The sequence below is a fragment of the Burkholderia sp. ABCPW 11 genome (genome assembly GCF_001523445.1).
Lineage (GTDB): Bacteria > Pseudomonadota > Gammaproteobacteria > Burkholderiales > Burkholderiaceae > Burkholderia.
The window spans coordinates 112,092-129,294 of record NZ_LOVM01000033.1 but is presented as its reverse complement, the minus strand read 5'-3'; the positions used below and the strand labels follow the sequence as shown (position 1 = coordinate 129,294).

Annotated in this window: 14 protein-coding genes; 3 read left to right on the top strand and 11 right to left on the bottom strand. The window is 66.8% G+C overall.

Translation table 11 applies throughout. From position 1 onward, the window contains the following. Window positions 1-1,497: a PLP-dependent aminotransferase family protein gene (locus WS61_RS15250; RefSeq protein WP_059501197.1), complete on the bottom strand. Its 1,497-nt coding sequence runs from the start codon at window positions 1,495-1,497 to the stop codon at window positions 1-3. 236 nt (window positions 1,498-1,733) lie between these two features. On the opposite strand from WS61_RS15250, the gene WS61_RS15245 reads away from it, so the two are divergent. Then, a complete protein-coding gene (locus WS61_RS15245; RefSeq protein ID WP_059501196.1) occupies window positions 1,734-2,384 on the top strand; it encodes a pyridoxamine 5'-phosphate oxidase family protein in 651 nt (216 codons plus the stop codon). A gap of 142 nt (window positions 2,385-2,526) precedes the next feature. On the opposite strand, the gene WS61_RS15240 is transcribed toward WS61_RS15245, so the two are convergent. After that, window positions 2,527-4,362, bottom strand: coding sequence for a protease pro-enzyme activation domain-containing protein (locus WS61_RS15240; protein ID WP_059501195.1), 1,836 nt, complete (start codon window positions 4,360-4,362; stop codon window positions 2,527-2,529). Between the two features lie 65 nt (window positions 4,363-4,427). On the opposite strand from WS61_RS15240, the gene WS61_RS34870 reads away from it, so the two are divergent. Beyond that, window positions 4,428-4,850, top strand: coding sequence for a hypothetical protein (locus WS61_RS34870; RefSeq protein WP_157692736.1), 423 nt, complete (start codon window positions 4,428-4,430; stop codon window positions 4,848-4,850). Window positions 4,851-4,993: 143 nt separating this feature from the next. Here WS61_RS34870 and WS61_RS15235 read toward each other — a convergent pair whose 3' ends face one another. From WS61_RS15235 to WS61_RS15215, 5 genes are all read right to left on the bottom strand, one after another. Next, the gene (locus WS61_RS15235) at window positions 4,994-5,551 is read right to left on the bottom strand and encodes a histidine kinase (RefSeq protein WP_257127270.1); all 558 of its coding nucleotides are present in this window, start codon (window positions 5,549-5,551) and stop codon (window positions 4,994-4,996) included. A gap of 62 nt (window positions 5,552-5,613) precedes the next feature. After that, a complete protein-coding gene (locus tag WS61_RS15230; RefSeq protein ID WP_059501193.1) occupies window positions 5,614-6,306 on the bottom strand; it encodes a response regulator in 693 nt (230 codons plus the stop codon). A 102-nt stretch (window positions 6,307-6,408) separates the two neighbouring features. Then, window positions 6,409-7,839 (bottom strand): efflux transporter outer membrane subunit, encoded by a 1,431-nt coding sequence (locus WS61_RS15225; protein WP_059501192.1) that lies wholly within the window; start codon window positions 7,837-7,839, stop codon window positions 6,409-6,411. A gap of 4 nt (window positions 7,840-7,843) precedes the next feature. Beyond that, a complete protein-coding gene (locus tag WS61_RS15220) occupies window positions 7,844-10,987 on the bottom strand; it encodes an efflux RND transporter permease subunit (RefSeq protein ID WP_059501191.1) in 3,144 nt (1,047 codons plus the stop codon). Window positions 10,988-11,007: 20 nt separating this feature from the next. After that, window positions 11,008-12,165 carry an efflux RND transporter periplasmic adaptor subunit gene (locus WS61_RS15215; RefSeq protein WP_034205219.1) on the bottom strand — a complete coding sequence of 386 codons (1,158 nt, stop codon included), beginning with the start codon at window positions 12,163-12,165 and terminating at the stop codon, window positions 11,008-11,010. Between the two features lie 268 nt (window positions 12,166-12,433). Between WS61_RS15215 and WS61_RS35400 the strand changes: the two genes are divergently transcribed. Beyond that, window positions 12,434-12,658: a hypothetical protein gene (locus WS61_RS35400; RefSeq protein WP_059501190.1), complete on the top strand. Its 225-nt coding sequence runs from the start codon at window positions 12,434-12,436 to the stop codon at window positions 12,656-12,658. A 51-nt stretch (window positions 12,659-12,709) separates the two neighbouring features. Here WS61_RS35400 and WS61_RS15205 read toward each other — a convergent pair whose 3' ends face one another. The 4 genes from WS61_RS15205 to WS61_RS15190 all read right to left on the bottom strand — a co-directional run bounded on the left by WS61_RS15205 (window position 12,710) and on the right by WS61_RS15190 (window position 17,198). Then, window positions 12,710-13,180 carry a VirK family protein gene (locus tag WS61_RS15205; RefSeq protein WP_059501189.1) on the bottom strand — a complete coding sequence of 157 codons (471 nt, stop codon included), beginning with the start codon at window positions 13,178-13,180 and terminating at the stop codon, window positions 12,710-12,712. Window positions 13,181-13,261: 81 nt separating this feature from the next. Continuing rightward, window positions 13,262-13,873, bottom strand: a complete 612-nt coding sequence (locus WS61_RS15200; RefSeq protein ID WP_059501188.1) for an ankyrin repeat domain-containing protein — start codon at window positions 13,871-13,873, stop codon at window positions 13,262-13,264. Window positions 13,874-13,950: 77 nt separating this feature from the next. Next, the gene (locus WS61_RS15195) at window positions 13,951-15,486 is read right to left on the bottom strand and encodes a catalase (protein WP_059501187.1); all 1,536 of its coding nucleotides are present in this window, start codon (window positions 15,484-15,486) and stop codon (window positions 13,951-13,953) included. 224 nt (window positions 15,487-15,710) lie between these two features. After that, window positions 15,711-17,198: an efflux transporter outer membrane subunit gene (locus WS61_RS15190; RefSeq protein WP_059501186.1), complete on the bottom strand. Its 1,488-nt coding sequence runs from the start codon at window positions 17,196-17,198 to the stop codon at window positions 15,711-15,713. Window positions 17,199-17,203: the final 5 nt, after the last annotated feature.

Genomic DNA, 17,203 nt, shown 5'->3' with positions numbered 1-17,203 from the left:
TCAGCGCCGCGCGCGGCGGTGCCGGTCGATGATGTCGGCGAATTGCATTGCCGCCGTCTCGATCGTCGCGTCGCTCAGCCCTGAATAGCCGAGGACGAAGCCGTTGTACCGGCGGCCGTCGCCGCGGCGGCCGTTGCCGCGGTGGCCGTCGCCGATGCAGTAGTGGCTCAACGGTTGCAGCAGCAAGCCGTGGGCAGCTGCGGCACGCGCGACGTCGGTATCGCGCAGCGGCACCGCGAGATCCGCGGAAAGATGCATGCCGCCCGGGCTTTCCCGCACGCTCAGCGACGTGCCGAGATGGCGCGCGAGCGCCGCTTCGAGGCTGCTGCGCCGGGCGGCGTAGAGCGCCCGCATCTTCCGCAGGTGCCGCGCAAACAGGCCGCTGTCGATGAATTCGGCCATCGCCAGCTGGTCGGCCGAGTGACCGCGATGGACGAGTTCGCGCAGCGTGCCGGTGAAGCGCTCGACGAGCACCTGCGGCACCACCATGAAACCGAGCCGAAGAGCGGGAAACATCGTCTTGCTGAACGTGCCGAGATAGCACACCGGGGCATCGGCATGCAGGCCCTGGATCGCGGGCAGCGGCTGGCCGCCGTGACGGAATTCGCTGTCGTAGTCGTCCTCGATGATCCACGCGCCGCATGCGCGGGCGCGCTCGACGAGCGCCGCGCGTCGCCGGGGGCTCATCAGCGCGCCGAGCGGGTACTGGTGCGACGGTGTCGTGTAGATCAGCCGCGGCGGGCGGGTGCGCCACTGCTCGTCGGTCGGCGCCATGCCTTCGCGATCGACCTCGATCGGCACGGGATTCAGGCCGGTCGACCGGAATGCGGTCCTCGCGCCGTTGTAGCAAGGATTCTCGAGCCAGCCGTAGTCGCCGGGATTCGCGAGCATGCGCGCGCAGAGTTCGAGGCTGCTCTGCGTGCCGTCGGTGATGAATACCTGGCCCGTGTCGCAGCGCACGCCGCGCGAGACGCGAATGTACGCGGCCACCGCGCGCCGCAGTTCGGGTAGCCCTTCGACCGGCCCGTACGCGAGCCGGGCGGGCGTGATGGTCTTCCATGCACGCTCGATGCACCGGCGCCACTGGGCAACCGGGAATTCGTCGAGGGAAGGGAGGCCGGGAACGAACGGCAGCATGCGTTCGGGCTCGGGGTCGGCGTTCTCCAGCCCCTGCACGCGCGCCGACAGGTGAACCGGTGCAGGGCCGTCCTCATGGACGGCGCTCGGCCGGCTGCATCCGTCCCATAACGTGATCGTGCCGTTGCGCGTGGCCGCGACGAAGCCTTCCTCGGCCAGGCGCTCGTACGCATAGACCGCGGAATTGCGCGCGATGCCAAGTTCGGCAGCGAGCACGCGCGTCGACGCGAGCCGCGTGCCGGGCGGCAGGTGCCCGTCCAGCAGCATGTCGCGCAGGCTCCGGTAGAGGGCTTCTTGCTGGCTATGTGTTGTCGCGCCGTCCTGTCTGGAAAGCGATGAGATGAGCAGCGCGAGATCCATGGGCTGGTTCCAGAAATTTTCCTTGTGCTGGTTCTTTCGAAGATGCCGCACGCATCGTATCGTTCATGTTCTCGCGGGGCAGGCCGGTGCACGCGCATTCTTGGCGATCGGCGCGGCTTTGCGATACGCGCGTATTTTGCTCGATTCGGCAAGCGACTGTCGATGGGGCGGACAACCGCGCGCTCACGCCCGGATACGGCACGATGCCGATACCATTCATTTCGCACTACAGATCTATGAACGACCGGACTCCTCTCTCTTCCACGCCACGTACGACGGTTCGCCGCCTGCCCGAGCTGGCGAGCCACGATCGCACGATGCTCTACCGCATCGTGGACGACGCGTACGTCTGTCACATCGCGTTCGGCGACGGGCAGAACACGCACTGCATCCCGACCGCGCACTGGAGAAAGGGCGACGAGCTCTATATCCACGGGTCCAACGGCAGCCGGATGATCAAGGCGCTGTCGGCCGGCGCGCAGGCTTGCATCGCGATGACGCTGCTGGACGGCCTCGTGCTGGCCAGATCCGCGTTCAATCATTCGATGAATTATCGATCCGCGGTGATCTACGGGCAGTTCGACGTGGTGGAAGGCAGCGAGGAAAAACTCGCCGCGCTGGATGCATTGATGGACAAGATCGCGCCGGGCCGCAAGCACGAAGCGCGGCCGGGCAATTCGAAGGAAATCAATGCGACCGGCGTGCTGCGGATTTCGATGGCGGAAGCGGCCGTGAAAATCAGCGATTCGCTGCCGTCCGACAAGGAAGAGGATCTCGGGCTGGCGGTCTGGGCCGGAATCTTGCCGTTGAAGACGACGCGCGGCGCGCCGGTGCATGCCGACGGTAACGTGCCGGTGCCGGATTATGTCCGGAACTGGGCCGATTGAGCGGCGCGACGAGGCCGCATCGGAAGAGGCGAGACGGCACGGCTCGCAGAGGACCCGCGAAGGCTGCGCAGCCTTCGCGGGTCGTCGGATGCGGTTGCGTACGAGACGTCGCGCTTGCGCATCCGGTTCGGTCAATGGCTCGTCAGCGCGCGAAATCCGACGTGCTCTGGATGAACGCGTTCAGCTTCGAGATGTTCACGCTGCCGAAGCCCGTCGTCGCATCCCAGCCTGCCTTCGCCTTGTAGCCGTAAGTGCCGCTGCCGTTGTTGCCGGACGTGACGTCGTGCAGCAGCGCCGCGTTGCTCGGGAAGTACTTGTAGATGCTCGACGCGGGGAACCCGAGCGTATTGTTGTTGGCCGACTGCAGCCGCGCCCAGATGCCCGTGAAGATCGGCGCGGCGAGGCTCGTGCCGCCTTCGTTGTTCAGGTAGCCCGAACCCCACAGCGTGTCGGACGTCTGGCCGTTCACGACGAGAATCGCGCCCGTGCGCAGGTCGGCGTCGAAGCCGACGTCGGGGAGCGCGCGCTTGGTCGAGCCGGTGAGGGTCGACGACTGCCACGTCGGCGCGGCCTCGTACTTGCTGTAGCCGCCGCCCGTCGACCATACGGTGCCCGGCTGCCAGCTCGGATCGTTCCAGACGATTTCGCTGTTGTACGCATTGGTCGACGTATTGGTGAACAGCGTCGTGCCGCCCACCGCGATCACGTACGGCGACGTGGCCGGCTCGCTCACCGTGTAGGTCGAACGCGACGGCTTGCCGCTCGCGCATTCGTACGCGCCGTGGTCGCCGGCGGAAACCGAGAAGGTTTGCCCTTGCGCGACCGCCTGCTTGAAGATGGTGTCGTCGGTGGCCTGCGAGCCGGTGCTGTACGCGGACGATTCGCATACGCCGAGCGATACGTTGATCACTTTCGCGACGTTGTCGGTCACGGCCTTGTTGTACGCGGCCGTGATCGCGGTGAGCGTCATCGACGGCGCGGTATAGAACACGACCTGCTTCACGCTGCCGCCGGCCGTGCCGACGATCGACTGGCTGTCGAGGTTCCATTCGACGGTGCCGTCGGTGTCGGTGTACGAACTGCCGGCCGGGCCCGTCTTCACGATGCTGCTGCTGATCGTGCCGAGGCCGTTGTTCGCGGCGAACGTATTGAGGTCGCTCACCGTTTGCGACAGATCGCCTTCGGAGATGATGCCGACCGTGGTCTGCGAGGCCGTCGGCGTGCCGTCGCCGCCGTAGATCGACGAGAATTCGGTCGGGTTGTGCGGCACCGCCGACGCGCCGGCCGGGATCGTCAGGTTGCTGGTGTTGCCTTGCGGCTTGCCGCCCGCGCCCGTATGCATGAGCTCGACGTTCTGCAGGCCGAGCACCGCGCCGACGATGTTGCCGATCGCGTTCGGCACTTGCGCGGCGTCGGTATTTGCATAAACGCTGCGGCCGTTGCGCGTGAAGCGCTTGAGGGTCGTGCGGAACGCGGACTGGACGGTTCCCGCGGTGCCGGACGCGGAGACCAGCAGCCGGTTCGGCGCGACCACGATATTCACGAAGCCGGCCTTGCGCAGATGCGCGACGACGGACGCGACCTGCTGGTCGGTCGGCGCATATTGCGCGGCGAATTGTGCAGGCGTCAGGAACTGCCGGTAGTGCGGCGAACCGGGCGTATGCAGGTCGCGCAGGTACTGGTCGAGCTGTGCTTCGTTGCGCAGGTTCAGCCCGAGCACGATGTCCACCGATTCGCCGGGCGCCATGTCGATCGCGGCTGCGGCTGCGGCAGCCGTGCTCGCCGCGGGCGCGCCGGCCGTGCCGGCTTCGTTCTGCTGCACGAGCGGCAGGAAGCCCTTGGTGCGCGTTTCCGTCCAGCCGGCCGCGGGCGCGGCATGGGCGGTCGCCATGCCGAACGACGCGGCTGCGGCCGCGGCGGCGAGTGCGAGATTGACGGTGCGAATGTGCTTTTGTTTCTTGTTTGCAACCTGATTCATTTGAATTACCCCTCCGGTTGAACAACGAACGGCACGAACAACGATGGTCGACAGCGGTGCGGGTCATGCACCGCCGCTTTCTGTCGCATGCGGGCGGGTGGCACGGACGCGACAGGGCCTTTCGCCCGATCCGGAAAGCGGTTTTTTCTCCGGGGGCGAAATACGAAAAACGCGGTAACGGAAAGGCTGCGCCGCAAGGCGGCGCAGTCGCGCCGGATTCGGCGCGGGCGGGAATGCTAGAGCAACAGCTTCGTTGTCCTGCTCATTTGATTCGATCCTTCGGCCCGCTGCCGGATGGCAGCCGTCCAGTGAAATGCATCGGGATGCTGCACGCGCCGGCGGGCGAACGCATCATTCGGCGGCGCGTACTTCGGTGCAGCGGAAGCGAAAAAAACGTGGAGCGGAATCGTTTGCGTGGCAGGCAATCCGTCGGATTGCTTGCATCGGACGGTATCAAGAACGAAAGTATGATGTCAAACTTTTTTTGATTATATGAAACAAAGTTAAAGCTGATAAAGCGCAATGATTTTGAAAAGATCGGCGGTATTTTGTAATGTTCGAAACCGGCAACGCAGGTAATGCCGAAAGCGACTCGCCGATCCTTTCCGATGCGTGTTGCAATGGCCAGTCGTTATCGAGGAAATGCTCGAATCGGCGGGGCCTGTCGTTCGGCGACCTGAAGGTCGTCGACGATCCGGAACAGCGCGTCGACATGCCGAAGCAGCGCATCGCGCGAGGACGCGTCGGCATCGGTGGCGAGCGTCCTGATGGCGTCGAGCCGAGTTTCGAGTTCGGCGAGCCGGGTGCGCGTGACGCGACTGTTGCCGGAGAAGGTGGCCGTCGCATCGGATGAATTCGCAGGTTTCATTGAATGAGTCATCGCATTGAAATGCTCGATGAAGCGCGACAGGTCGGCCGGACAGCCGGCACGGGAAACCGTGCGCGCCGACGAATCGCCGGCGACGGTCCGGGCGGCGGTGTCCGCCATGGCGTCGAGCGTCGCGAGCATACGGTGGATCAGCCTGAGCAGGTCGAACGCGGCGGCCAGCAGGCAGACGAACAGCGCCGTCGCCGGCACCAGGTAAGTGGACGCACTGCGGAGCATGACGTCGGCCGTCGCGTCGCGCAGCAACGCGGCCGGCGCATGCAGTGCGTGGACGAAGAACGCGACGGTGCAGGCGAGCAGCACGACGACGCTCGCGGCGAGGCCGAACGCCCGCCCGATCTGCCGGCCGGGCCGTGCCGACAACGTCACCGCACGCCTCGCAGCCGGTAGCCGACGCCGCGCATCACTTCCGGCATGCCAGGTGCGCCGGCCTGTTCGAGTTTCTTGCGCAGCCTGCAGATGTGGCTGTCGACCGTGCGCTCCAGTGCGCTCACGTCGGCCATGCACGCGTCGAGCAACTCGCCGCGCGTGAATACGCGGCTCGGCGATCTCGCCAGATGCGCGAGCAGCCGGAACTCCGTCAGCGTCAGCGTGATCGGCACCTCGGTGCCCGCCGTGCGCACGCGGGCCAGATAGCTGTCGGTGTCGACCTCGAGGTCGCCGACGCGCAGCATGCGCGTGGTCGGCGGCGCGGCGGAGCGGCGCAGGATCGCGCGCAACCGCGCGACGACTTCGGCCGGGTTGAACGGTTTGACGATGTAGTCGTCCGCGCCGGCGTGCAGGGCCTGCAGCCGGTCGAGGTCGCGATCGAACGCGGTAACGACGACAACGGGCGTATTGTCGCGCCGTCGCAACTCGGCGAGCACGTCCCAGCCGTTTTTCTGCGGCATCTTCACGTCGAGCAGAATCAGGTCGGGCTTCAGGCGCGGCTGCACGTCGAGCGCCGCTTGCCCGTCGGCGACGCGGTAGGTGCGAAAACCGTCGTGCTTCAGGTATGCATCGAGGATGTCCGAGATGTCGGGCTCGTCTTCCGCGATCAGTATCAGGGAATTCGTCATGGAGTGTACCGTGCGATGTCGAACAGTCGGGGCGGCCCGTGGCCGGGCCGGGGCACGCCGTTGCGCCACGCTTGCCGCACGGGGCGCCACGGCGTCGTTCGTTCAGTTCTGCGCCAGGCGCTTCGACGGTGCGACGTCCTGGTCCGTCAGACCGCCGCCGAGCGCCTTGTACAGCGCAACGGCATTGCCGAGCTCGTCGCGGCGCAGGTCGAGCAGCGTTTGCCGTGCCGCATAGAGCTGCCGCTGCGAATCGAGCAACTCCAGCCGCCCCTCGACACCCGCGCGATAGCGCAGGTTCGACAGGTCGGTGCGGCGTTCGGCCGAAGCGACCACGCGCGTCTGCGCGTCGATCTGGCGGCCGAAGGTTTCGCGCCCGGCGATGCCGTCGGCTACTTCGCGGAACGCGGCCTGGATCGCGCGTTCGTATTCGGCGATCGCGCTGGACTTGCGCACTTGCGCGAGACGCAGCTCGGAACGCAGCCGGCCACCCTGGAAGATCGGCACCGTGACCTGCGGCGCGAAGCTCCACACGCGCTGGCCGCCGTCGAACAGGCTGCCCATCGCGGGGCTGAGGAAACCGATCGACGACGTCAACGACAGGCGCGGAAAGAACGCGGCGCGCGCGGCGCCGATGTCCGCATTCGCGGCGACGAGATTTTGTTCGGCCTGCTGGATATCCGGGCGACGGAACAGCAGCTCGGACGGCAGGCCGGCCGGCAATTGCGTCATCACCGGTTGCTGCTGAAGCGGCAGCGGCTCGGGCAGATCCTTGGGCAGCTCGGCGCCGACCAGCAGGCGCAGCGCGTTGCGCGCCTGCTCGACGGCGCGCGTGCGCGCTTCGAGGTCGGCCGTCGCGCTCGCGACCTGGCCTTCGGCCTGCGCGATGTCGACGCCGCTCGCCTGATGCGCTTCCTTCAGGCGGCGCGCGAGATCGAGCGATTGTCGCCAGTCGGCGAGCGTGCGCTCGGACAACTGACGCTGCTCGTGCGCGAGGCGTTCGGCGAAATACGCGTCCGCCACGCCGCCGACGAGCGAGATCTGCACCGCGCGGCGGCCGTGATCGGTTGCCAGATAGCGCGCGAACGCGGCATCCGATTGCGACTTCACGCGGCCGAACAGGTCGATCTCGAACGCGCTGATACCGACGTTCACGCCGTACTGGTTTTGCGTCGTGCCGAACAGCGGTGGATTCGACTGCGTGTCGTCCGACGTGCGCTGGCGCGTGAAGTTCGCGCCGGCGCCGATCGACGGCAGACGCGCGGCGCGCTGGATGCCGTACTGCGCTTCGGCGGCCTCGACGTTCAGCGCCGCCACGCGCAGGTCGCGGTTGTTGTCGAGCGCGAGCTCGATCAGGCGCTGCAGGCGACGGTCGCCGAACATCGTGCGCCAGCCGAGATCGGCGGCGTTCGCGTGGAGATCGGCGGCAGCGGCGGCCGTGTAGGCCGTCGGCACCGGCATCGAGGGTTTGACCAGCGTCGGCGTGAGCGAGCAGGCCGACAGCGCGAGGACGAGGGGAAGAATAAGCAGTCGCATGGCATCAACCTTCCTGTCCGTGAGTCGGGGCCGCCGGCTGCTTGCGGGAAGCCCGCCACGCGCCGATGCGCTCCTGGATGCTCATCACGAACACAAAGAAAACGGGGACGAAGAAAATGGCCAGCACCGTGGCGGTCACCATGCCGCCGAACACGCCGGTGCCGATCGCGTGCTGCGTTTCGGCGCTGGCGCCGGTCGCGATCATCAGCGGCACGACGCCGAGGCCGAATGCGAGCGAGGTCATCAGGATCGGGCGCAGGCGCAGCTTCGACGCCTGCACGGCTGCCTCGATCAATCCCTTGCCTTCCTCGCGCAATTGCTTCGCGAACTCGACGATCAGGATCGCGTTCTTCGCGGACAGGCCGATCACGGTGATCATCCCGACCTTGAAGAACACGTCGTTCGGCAAGCCGCGCTGCAGCACCGCACCGATCGCGCCGATCAGGCCGAGCGGCACCACCAGCATCACCGACAGCGGAATCGACCAGCTTTCGTACAGCGCGGCGAGCACCAGGAATACGACGATCATCGACAGCACCATCAGCATCGGCGCCTGCGACGCCGACTGGCGTTCCTGCAGCGACTGGCCGGTCCACTCGACCGCGAAGCCCGGCGGCAATTGCGCGGCGAGACGTTCCATCTCGGCCATCGCCGCGCCGCTCGACTGGCCGGGGGCGGCGGTGCCGGAGATCCGCGCGGACGGGTAGCCCTTGAAGCGCACCATCTGCAGCGGCGTCTCGGTCCACACCGGGCGCACCACTTCGGAAAGCGGCACCATGCCGCCGGCCGCGTTGCGCACGTACAGCTTCATCACGTTGTCGATCTGCATGCGCGCCGGCGCGTCGGCCTGGATGATCACCTGCTGCATGCGGCCGGCGTTCGGGAAGTCGTTCACGTAGGTGGAGCCCATCGCGGTCGACAGCGTGTCGCTGAGCGTCGCGAACGACACGCCGAGCGCCTGCGCCTTCGCGCGATCGATTTCGAGGCGGATGCTCGTGCCGGCGGGCAGGCTGTCCGGGTACACGCCGGTCACGACCTTGCTTTGCGCGGCGAGTTCGAGCAGCCTGGCTTCCGCAGCCTTGAGCGCGGCCGTGCCTTGGTTGGCGCGGTCTTCCAGGCGCATCGAGAAGCCCGAGCTGTTGCCGAGTTCGTCGATGGCCGGCGGCAGCAGGCTCATCACCGTACCTTCGGTCACGCCGGCCATCGCCTGCTGCGCGAGCATGCCTTCCTCGAGCGTCGACGCGCCGCCGCGATTCTTCCAGTCCTTCATCACGGACCAGTTGATCGCCGCGTTCGGGCCCTGGCCCGAGAAGCCGTAGCCGATCACGGAAATGCTCGACTGGATTGCCGGACGCGAAGCAAGATGCCGCTCCAGCGTCCTGACCACGTCGTGCGTGCGCTCGGCGGTAGCGTCCGCGGGCAGCAGAAAGCTGGTGATGAAGTAGCCCTGATCCTCGTCCGGCAGGAACGACGACGGCAGGCTGCGGAAGCCGAACACCAGCGCGCCCGCAATCGCGACGAACACCAGCATCACGCGGCCCGTGCGGCCGACCAGGCGGCCGACGCGCGTCTCGTACCATTTCGTCAGGCGGTCGAAGCGGCGGTTGAACCAGCCGAAGAAGCCGCGCTTCTCGTGGTGGCCCGGCGCGAGCGGCTTGAGCATCGTCGCGCACAGGGCCGGCGTGAGCGTCAGCGCCAGCAGCGCGGAGAACAGGATCGACACGGCCATCGACAGCGTGAACTGCTTGTAGATCACGCCCACCGAGCCGCTCGCCATCGCCATCGGCAGGAACACCGCGGTCAGCACCAGCGTGATGCCGACGATCGCGCCCGTGATTTCCTTCATCGCCTTCGACGTCGCGTCCTTCGGCGACAGTCCCTCCTCGGCCATCAGGCGTTCGACGTTCTCGACGACGACGATCGCATCGTCGACGATGATGCCGATCGCGAGCACCATGCCGAACATCGTCAGCACGTTGATCGAGAAGCCGGTCAGCAGCATCACCGAGAAGGTGCCGAGCATCGCGACCGGCGCGACGATGGCCGGGATCAGCGTATAGCGCACGTTCTGCAGGAACAGGTACATCACGAGGAACACGAGCACCATCGCCTCGAACAGCGTGGCCAGCACTTTCTCGATCGAGATCTTGACGAACGGCGACGTGTCGAGCGGGATCGAGTAGGTCATGCCCGACGGCATCGACTTGCTCAGTTCGGCCATGCGCGTGCGGATCGCGTCCGCCGTCTTCACGGCATTGGCGCCCGGTGCGAGCTGCACGCCGGCGAGCGTGGCCGGCCGGTTGTTCTCGCGGCTCACGAACATGTAGTTTTGCGAACCGAGTTCGACGCGCGCGACGTCGCCGAGCACGACCTTCGAACCGTCCGCGTTCGCGCGCAGCACGACCTTCGCGAATTCCTCCGGCGTGGTGAGCTGGCCCTGCGCGGTGAGCGGCACGGTCACGCGCTGGCCCGGCAGCGCGGGCAGCGCACCGAGACTGCCCGGCGCGATCTGCACGTTCTGCTGGCCGATCGCGGTCGTCAGATCGCTCATCGACAAACCGAAATTGATCAGCTTCTGCGGATCGACCCAGATGCGCATCGCGCGCTCGGAGCCGAACTGCAGCACACGCCCGACACCGTCGATGCGCCGCAATTCCTCGGACACGCTGCGCGCCATGTAGTCGGCGAGCGCGCCTTCGTCGAAGCGGCCGCTGTCGGAGCGCAGGCCGATCAGCATCAGGAAGCCGGACGACGCGGATTCGACGATCAGCCCGTTCTGGCGCACGGCGGCAGGCAGGCGCGGCTCGATCGACTTGATCTTGTTCTGCACGTCGACCTGCGCCATCTCCGGATCGGTGCCGGGCTTGAACGTGACGGTGATCTGCGCGCTGCCGGACGTGTCGGCCGACGATTCGAAGTAGAGCAGGTTCTTGACGCCGGACAGCTCGCGCTCGATGAGGCTCAGCACGCCGTCGTTCATCGTCTGGGGCGTGGCGCCCGGATAGTTCGCGGTGATCGTGACGGACGGCGGTGCGACCGACGGGTAGCGTGCGACCGGCAACTGCGGGATCGCGATCAGCCCCATCAGGATGATGAAGAGGGCGATCACCCACGCAAACACCGGGCGGCGGATAAAGAATTCAGCCATGGCGGGAGGCTCCTCGTGACTCAGTGCGCGGACGCGGCGGCCGCGTCAGGCGACTTCCAGTCGGTTGCGGCAGCCGGCGCGCCGTCGGTCAGGCGTTCCATGCCTTCGACGACGATCTTCTGGCCGGCCTGCAGGCCCGACTTGATGCGGTAGCTGCGGTTCGTGAGCTCGCCGACTTCGACGGCCTTCAGGTGCGCGTTGCCCTTCGCGTCCAGCACCCATACCTGCGGCTTGCCGCCGGCGCGCACGACGGCCTGTTGCGGCACCATCACGGCGTTCGCGTAGTGGGCGCGCGGAATGCGGGCGCGCACGTACATGCCCGGCAGCAACTGGCGCTTCGGGTTGTCGACCAGCACGCGCAGCAGCACGTCACCGGTGCCCGGATCGACGTTGACGCCCGAAAACAGCATGCGGCCCTTGACGTCGTAGCGCGTGTCGTCGTCGCGCAGCACGTCGACCGGCAGGCCGTTGCCGTCGGACGCTTGCGGTTGAGCCGCGAGCGCGCCGCGCAGCGCGTCGAGCGAGGCGGCCGGCTGGCGCACGTCCACGTATACCTGGTCGATCTGCTGGATGCGCGCCATCGGCTGACTGTCGCTGCTCGACACCAGTGCACCTTCGGTCACGAGCGCCTGGTCGATGCGGCCGGCGATCGGCGCTTCCACGGTTGCGAATTTCAGGTCGAGCTGGCGTCGCGCAAGCGTCGCGCGGGCCTGCGCGACGTCGGCCGCGGCCTGGTCGCGTTGCGATACGGCGTCGTCGTACACCTGGCGGCTGATCGCATCGGCCTCGACGAGCGGCTTGAAGCGTGCGGCCTGCACCTTCGCGCGTTCGAGTGCGGCCTGCGCGCGCTGCAGCGATGCGGCGGCCGTGTCCATCTCCGCCTTGAACGGCGCCGGATTGATCTGGAACAGCGGCTGGCCCGGACGAACTTCGGTGCCCTGTTCGAACAGCCGGCGTTGCACGATGCCGCTCACCTGCGGCCGGATCTCGGCCACGCGCACGGCCGCGACGCGGCCGGGCAAGTCTTCGGTCACGTCGACGCGCGTGGCGGCCACGGTCATGGCCGCCACCGGTGTGGCCGGCGCGGCGGCCTGCTGTTCGGACGGCCCGCAACCCGCCAGCATTGCCGCCACCAGCGCGCATACGGCGCCGTGGCAGCATCGTTTCTGATTCTTCATAGCGACTCCAGGAAGCGCAGGCAGCCCACTGCCTGCTTTGACGGACCGGAGTCTGACGCGCGTAGTTGGTGTCTTTGATGCGGAAAGATGGAGATTCGATGGAGGTGGCGAAGGGCACCGAAAAACGATGGCGGCGGGGGCGGACGACGCTTGGCGGCACGCTGGCTGGGGACGACGGGTCTGCCGGGTGCGCGGGTGCCCGGCGTCGTGTCGGCGGCGGGGCGCGCGTGGATGCTGCCGAAAGCGGTGCGTGGCGACGAGCGCGCCATTGGCCGATCGCTATCGGGACCCGGCGCAGGCATCGCGCGATATCGAAGCGGACCCGGCCAGCGAATGGGCTGCGCCTTTCTTCATGCAGTACGGGATCGACCATCCCGATCCGGAGCGGATCGCATTCTATCGTCTGCTCGACGAGTATTTTCGAGTCGGAACGTGGGCGCGGACGACGCACGGATCGATTTTTCCTGTTCCGTACGTCAGCCGAATTTCGTAGTACTCCTGCTGTTTCCGTGCGAATTTCCGAATTCGCTACGAAGTTCCGGCGTCAGTCGCGATCCCGCCACGCGTACGCGAAACGAAGGCCGTCGCCGAGCGTGCACTGGAAAACCTGCGCGGGTGCGACGGGCTGGTACGTGGTGGGCGAAAGCGAGCGTACCGTCACCGTCGCGCTTTCGTCCTGCATCACGCGGTACTGGATCAGCTCGAGTACGGTCGCGCCGCTCGGCTGGACGGTGAGGTGCTGGTTGGCGAACGCGAGCGTATTGCCGCCGACTTCCATGAAGTCGCGTATCGCGAAGCCGCCGGACACGGTGGGCGCCGCTGCCTGGGTAGCCGCCTGCTGCGCGTGCTGGCACTGGTTCGGCGAAAAGATCGCGGTGACCGTCGCGCCGGCAAAGAGCCGCGTGCGCAACTGACGATACGAATTGGCGCTGTCCGGCTGGGGGCTCGCGGCGGCGGCAGCGAGACTGGTTGTCGCGCCGGCGGCAACCAGAACAATGGCGAAGCGATTCAGCATTTTCCCGTCTCCGTGCGATGAAACCAACGGCACGATAGCACGGTGCATCCGCATCGTTCAGACGGTCGATCCGTAGTCGCACTACCGTTTGGCGCCGGCATCCCGCAGTGCGTCCGCGGCATACGTGTTGTCGTGCGTCAGCGCGAGTTGAAGCAGCGATTGGCCGCGCCGGTCGACATGGTTCGGATTCGCGCCATGCGCGACGAGCAGCGGAATCAGCTCGAAGCGGTTGAACAGCGTCGCGAACCCGAGCGCGGTTTCGCCGGCGCCGTTCGTCTGGTCGATCGGGCAGTGCGTGTCGATCAGGCGCCGCGCGATGTCGGGTTCGTTCTTGAAGAGGGCGCCCATCAGCGCCGTATTGCCGTGACGATCGCCAATGCACGCATTGGCGCCCGCCGACAACAGGTAGTCGAGCGCCGCAGGCTGCCCATCGTACGACGCGAGGATCACGGCCGTATAGCCGTGGCTGTCGGTGGCGTCGATGGGATAGCCGGCGTCGTGCAACGCGCGCAGGATATCGACGCGGCCGACGCGCGCGGCGTCGAACCAGTCGTCGTCATAGCGGCGCAGCGCGGCAGGGTCGGCCTTGCCGTATGCAGGCCGTTCGGGCAGGTGCGCGCAACCAGCGAGCGCGGCCAGCGCGAGCGACGCCGCGGCCGCGCGGATCGCGTGGGTGAAGCGTTCGGATCGCATGAGGATGTCCTGATGAGGTGGCCGGGCCGACGTGCGCGGGGCGAGCGCACACGTCGGCAGCGACCGTCGTCGCGGGATCAGTTGTCGCTCAGCTTCGCCGCGAGCGATTGCACTTGCTGGACGTTCGCGTGAACGGCCTGCGCGAGGCGCGTACCGTAATCGGCGTCGGCCTTGTAGAAGTACGACAGCATCGCGTACTGGTTGTGCGCGTTCTTCACCTGACCGAGATCGCCGGACAGCGCGGTGACGAGGTCGTCCTTGTCCTGCTGCGACAGGCTGCGGTAGTACTCGCCCGCCTGACGGAACGGCAGCTTCTTGCGGATCGCTTCCTGCTGCGTCGTGCCGCCGAGTGCCATGCGGACCGACTTGTACTGCGGATCCTGCGCGAGTTCGTTCAGCGTCGACGGTTCGTAATTCACCTCGCCCTTGCGGTCGCCGGCATTCATCTTGCCGTCCTGGTTGTTGTTGACGACCGGTACGACCGGGCGGTTGATCGGCAGATCCATGTAGTTCGCGCCGAGCCGGTACATCTGCGTGTCGGCGTACGCGAACAGGCGATCCTGCAGCATCCGGTCTTCGGACGGTTCGATGCCCGGCACGAGCCGCGACGGCGCGAACGCCGATTCCTCGGTCGACTGGAAATAGTTGTCGGGCACGCGGTTGAGCGTCATCGTGCCGATCTTGCGTTCAGGCACGCCGGTCCAGACCTTCGTATCGTCGAGCGCGTCGAAGTCGAAGCGGTTCAGGTCCTTCGGCGCGAGCACCTGCACGTACAGATCCCACTTCGGGAAATCGCCCTGTTTCAGCGCGCCGTACAGGTCGTTCGTCATCATGTTCCAGTCGCGGCCGATCGATGCGGCGATCTCCTGCGGCCGCAGGCCGTGCACGCCTTGCTGGCTCTTCCAGTGGAACTTCACGTAGTGCACGTCGCCCTGCGCATTGACGAACTTGAACGCGTGCACCGCGAAGCCGTCCATGCGGCGATACGAATCGGGCATGCCGGCGTCCGTATACAGCATCGTCAGCATGTGGGTCGCTTCGGGCGTGTGCGCGAAGAAGTCGAACGCGAGGTTCGGATCCTGCACGCCGGTCACCGCGCTCGGTTTGTTCGCGTGCACGAAGTCGGGGAACTTGATGCCGTCGCGGATGAAGAACACCGGCCAGTTGATGCCGACCATGTCCCAGTTGCCCTGCTGCGTATAGAACTTCACCGCGAAGCCGCGCGGGTCGCGCGCCTGCTCGGGCGAGCCGCGATAGCCCATCACGGTGGAGAAGCGCACGAACACGGGCGTGCGGGTGCCGGGCGTGAAGACCTTCGCTTTCGTCAGGTCGGAGATGTCGGCGCTCGGCACGAACTCGCCGAATGCGCCGGTGCCGCGTGCATGCACGACGCGTTCCGGAATGCGCTCGCGATCGAAGCGCTGCAGTTTCTCGATGAGTGCGGAGTCCTGCAGCAGCACCGGGCCGGCGGGGCCGGCCGTTTGCGAATTCTGGTTGTCGCCCACGGGCGCGCCGGTGTCGCGCGTGAGTTCGGCGGCATGCGGAGCAGCGGAGAGTGCCACGCAGATCGCGGCGACTGCGTGCCGCAGCACGCGATGGGAAGATGAGGACATGACGATGGAACTCCTTGAATCCGATCGGTGGTGGGGAAGCCGACTGAATTAGAAGAGATCGTCAGACGATTGGCTAATTGATATTCGATATGTTTTCGATAGCCGTGGGGTCGATGCCGCGCGAACCCTTCGTTGCGCACGAAACGAAACCGTATCGTTGCGCGCGCAGGGAATCGTTGCGGCGCGCATGATGCATCGGTCGTGCATGATTTCTGGCGGCGCCGTCAACCGGCGCTCGTTTGCCATCCGAGCCCGAGGCTCTTCTGTACCGACACGTAGTTCTTGATCAGTTCGGCTTGCCCGGCGATCACGTTCTGCTGCGCGGAGAGCGCTTCGCGTTGCGTATCGAGCAGGTCGATCATCGACGCAACGCCCGCGCGATAGCGCTGGTCCATCAGCGCGCGCGAATGCACGGCCGACGTCTGCACCTTCGTCAACGCGACGACGTGCTCGCGCTGATGCCCGTAACGCTGCAGCGCGGTGTTGGCATCCTGCAATGCGCCGAGCACGGCCTTCTGATAATTCGCTTCCGCTTCGTCGCGCGACGCTTCGGCCGCGCGTACCGCGCCGCGCGTGCGTCCGAAGTCGAGAATGTTCCATTGCAGGTACGGCGCACCGATCCATGTGAAATTCTGCTTGCGGAACAGGTGGCCGGGGTCGGTCGCGCTGAAACCGAGATCGCCGAGCAACGTCACCTTCGGGAAATAGTCGGCGACGTGCTCGCCGATCTGCGCATGACTCGACGCGAGCCGGCGTTCGGCCGCGCGGATGTCGGGGCGCTGTTTCAGCAACGTGGCCGGGTCGCCGATCGCGACGCTGCCGGGCAGCGTCGGCAACGCTGCGTCCGGGGTCGACAGCACGGCGTCGAGCGCGCCCGGCGCGCAGCCCGTCAGGATCGCGAGACGGTCGAGCGATTCGGTTACCTGCGCATCGAGCGGGATCAGCGACGCGCGCGTGTTCTCGACCTGCGTCGTCAGCCGTTCGATGTCCGCATCGGCCGCGACGCCGCGCGCGCGGCGCTGCTGCGTGAGTTCGAGCATCTGCTGCTGCAATTGCGCGGTGCGCCGCGACAACGCAAGTCGTTGCTGCTGGTCGCGCAGGTCGACATAAGCATTCGCGACTTCGGCCGCGATCGACACTTGCGTGTCGGCGAGATCGGCATCGACGGCTTCGGCCTGCGCGGAAGCGGCTTCGACCGCGCGGCGCGTGCCGCCGAACAGGTCGATTTCCCAGGTCGCGTCGAAGCCCGCCGAATAGAGTTGCAGCGGCCCCGAGCCGCCGAGCGACGGCGACGTGCCGCCCGACTGGCCCGAGCCGCTCGACGGCAGCAGCGAACCGAGCGCGCCGACGTCCGGTTCGCGCATGCGGATGGTCGCGACGGTGGCCGACGATTTCGGCATCTGCGCGGCGCGCTGTTGCGAGAGTTGCGCACGTGCCGCGCGCAGGCGTGCCTGCGCGGCGTGCAGATCGGGGTTGTACACGAGCGCCGCGGTGATCAGCTCGTCGAGCTGCCGATCGTTCAGCGCGTGCCACCACGCGCTCGGCGCGGGTGCGGTGGTGTCGACGCCGTTGGCCGGCGCACGCACGAAGATCGGTGCATCGGGTGCGGCGGGCGCGCCGCGGTAGTCGGGGCCGACCGTGCAGCCGGCGAGCAGGCACGCGGCCGCGCACAGGGTGAGTGCGGGGCGGCGGAGCAGGGGGAAGAATTTCATCGCGT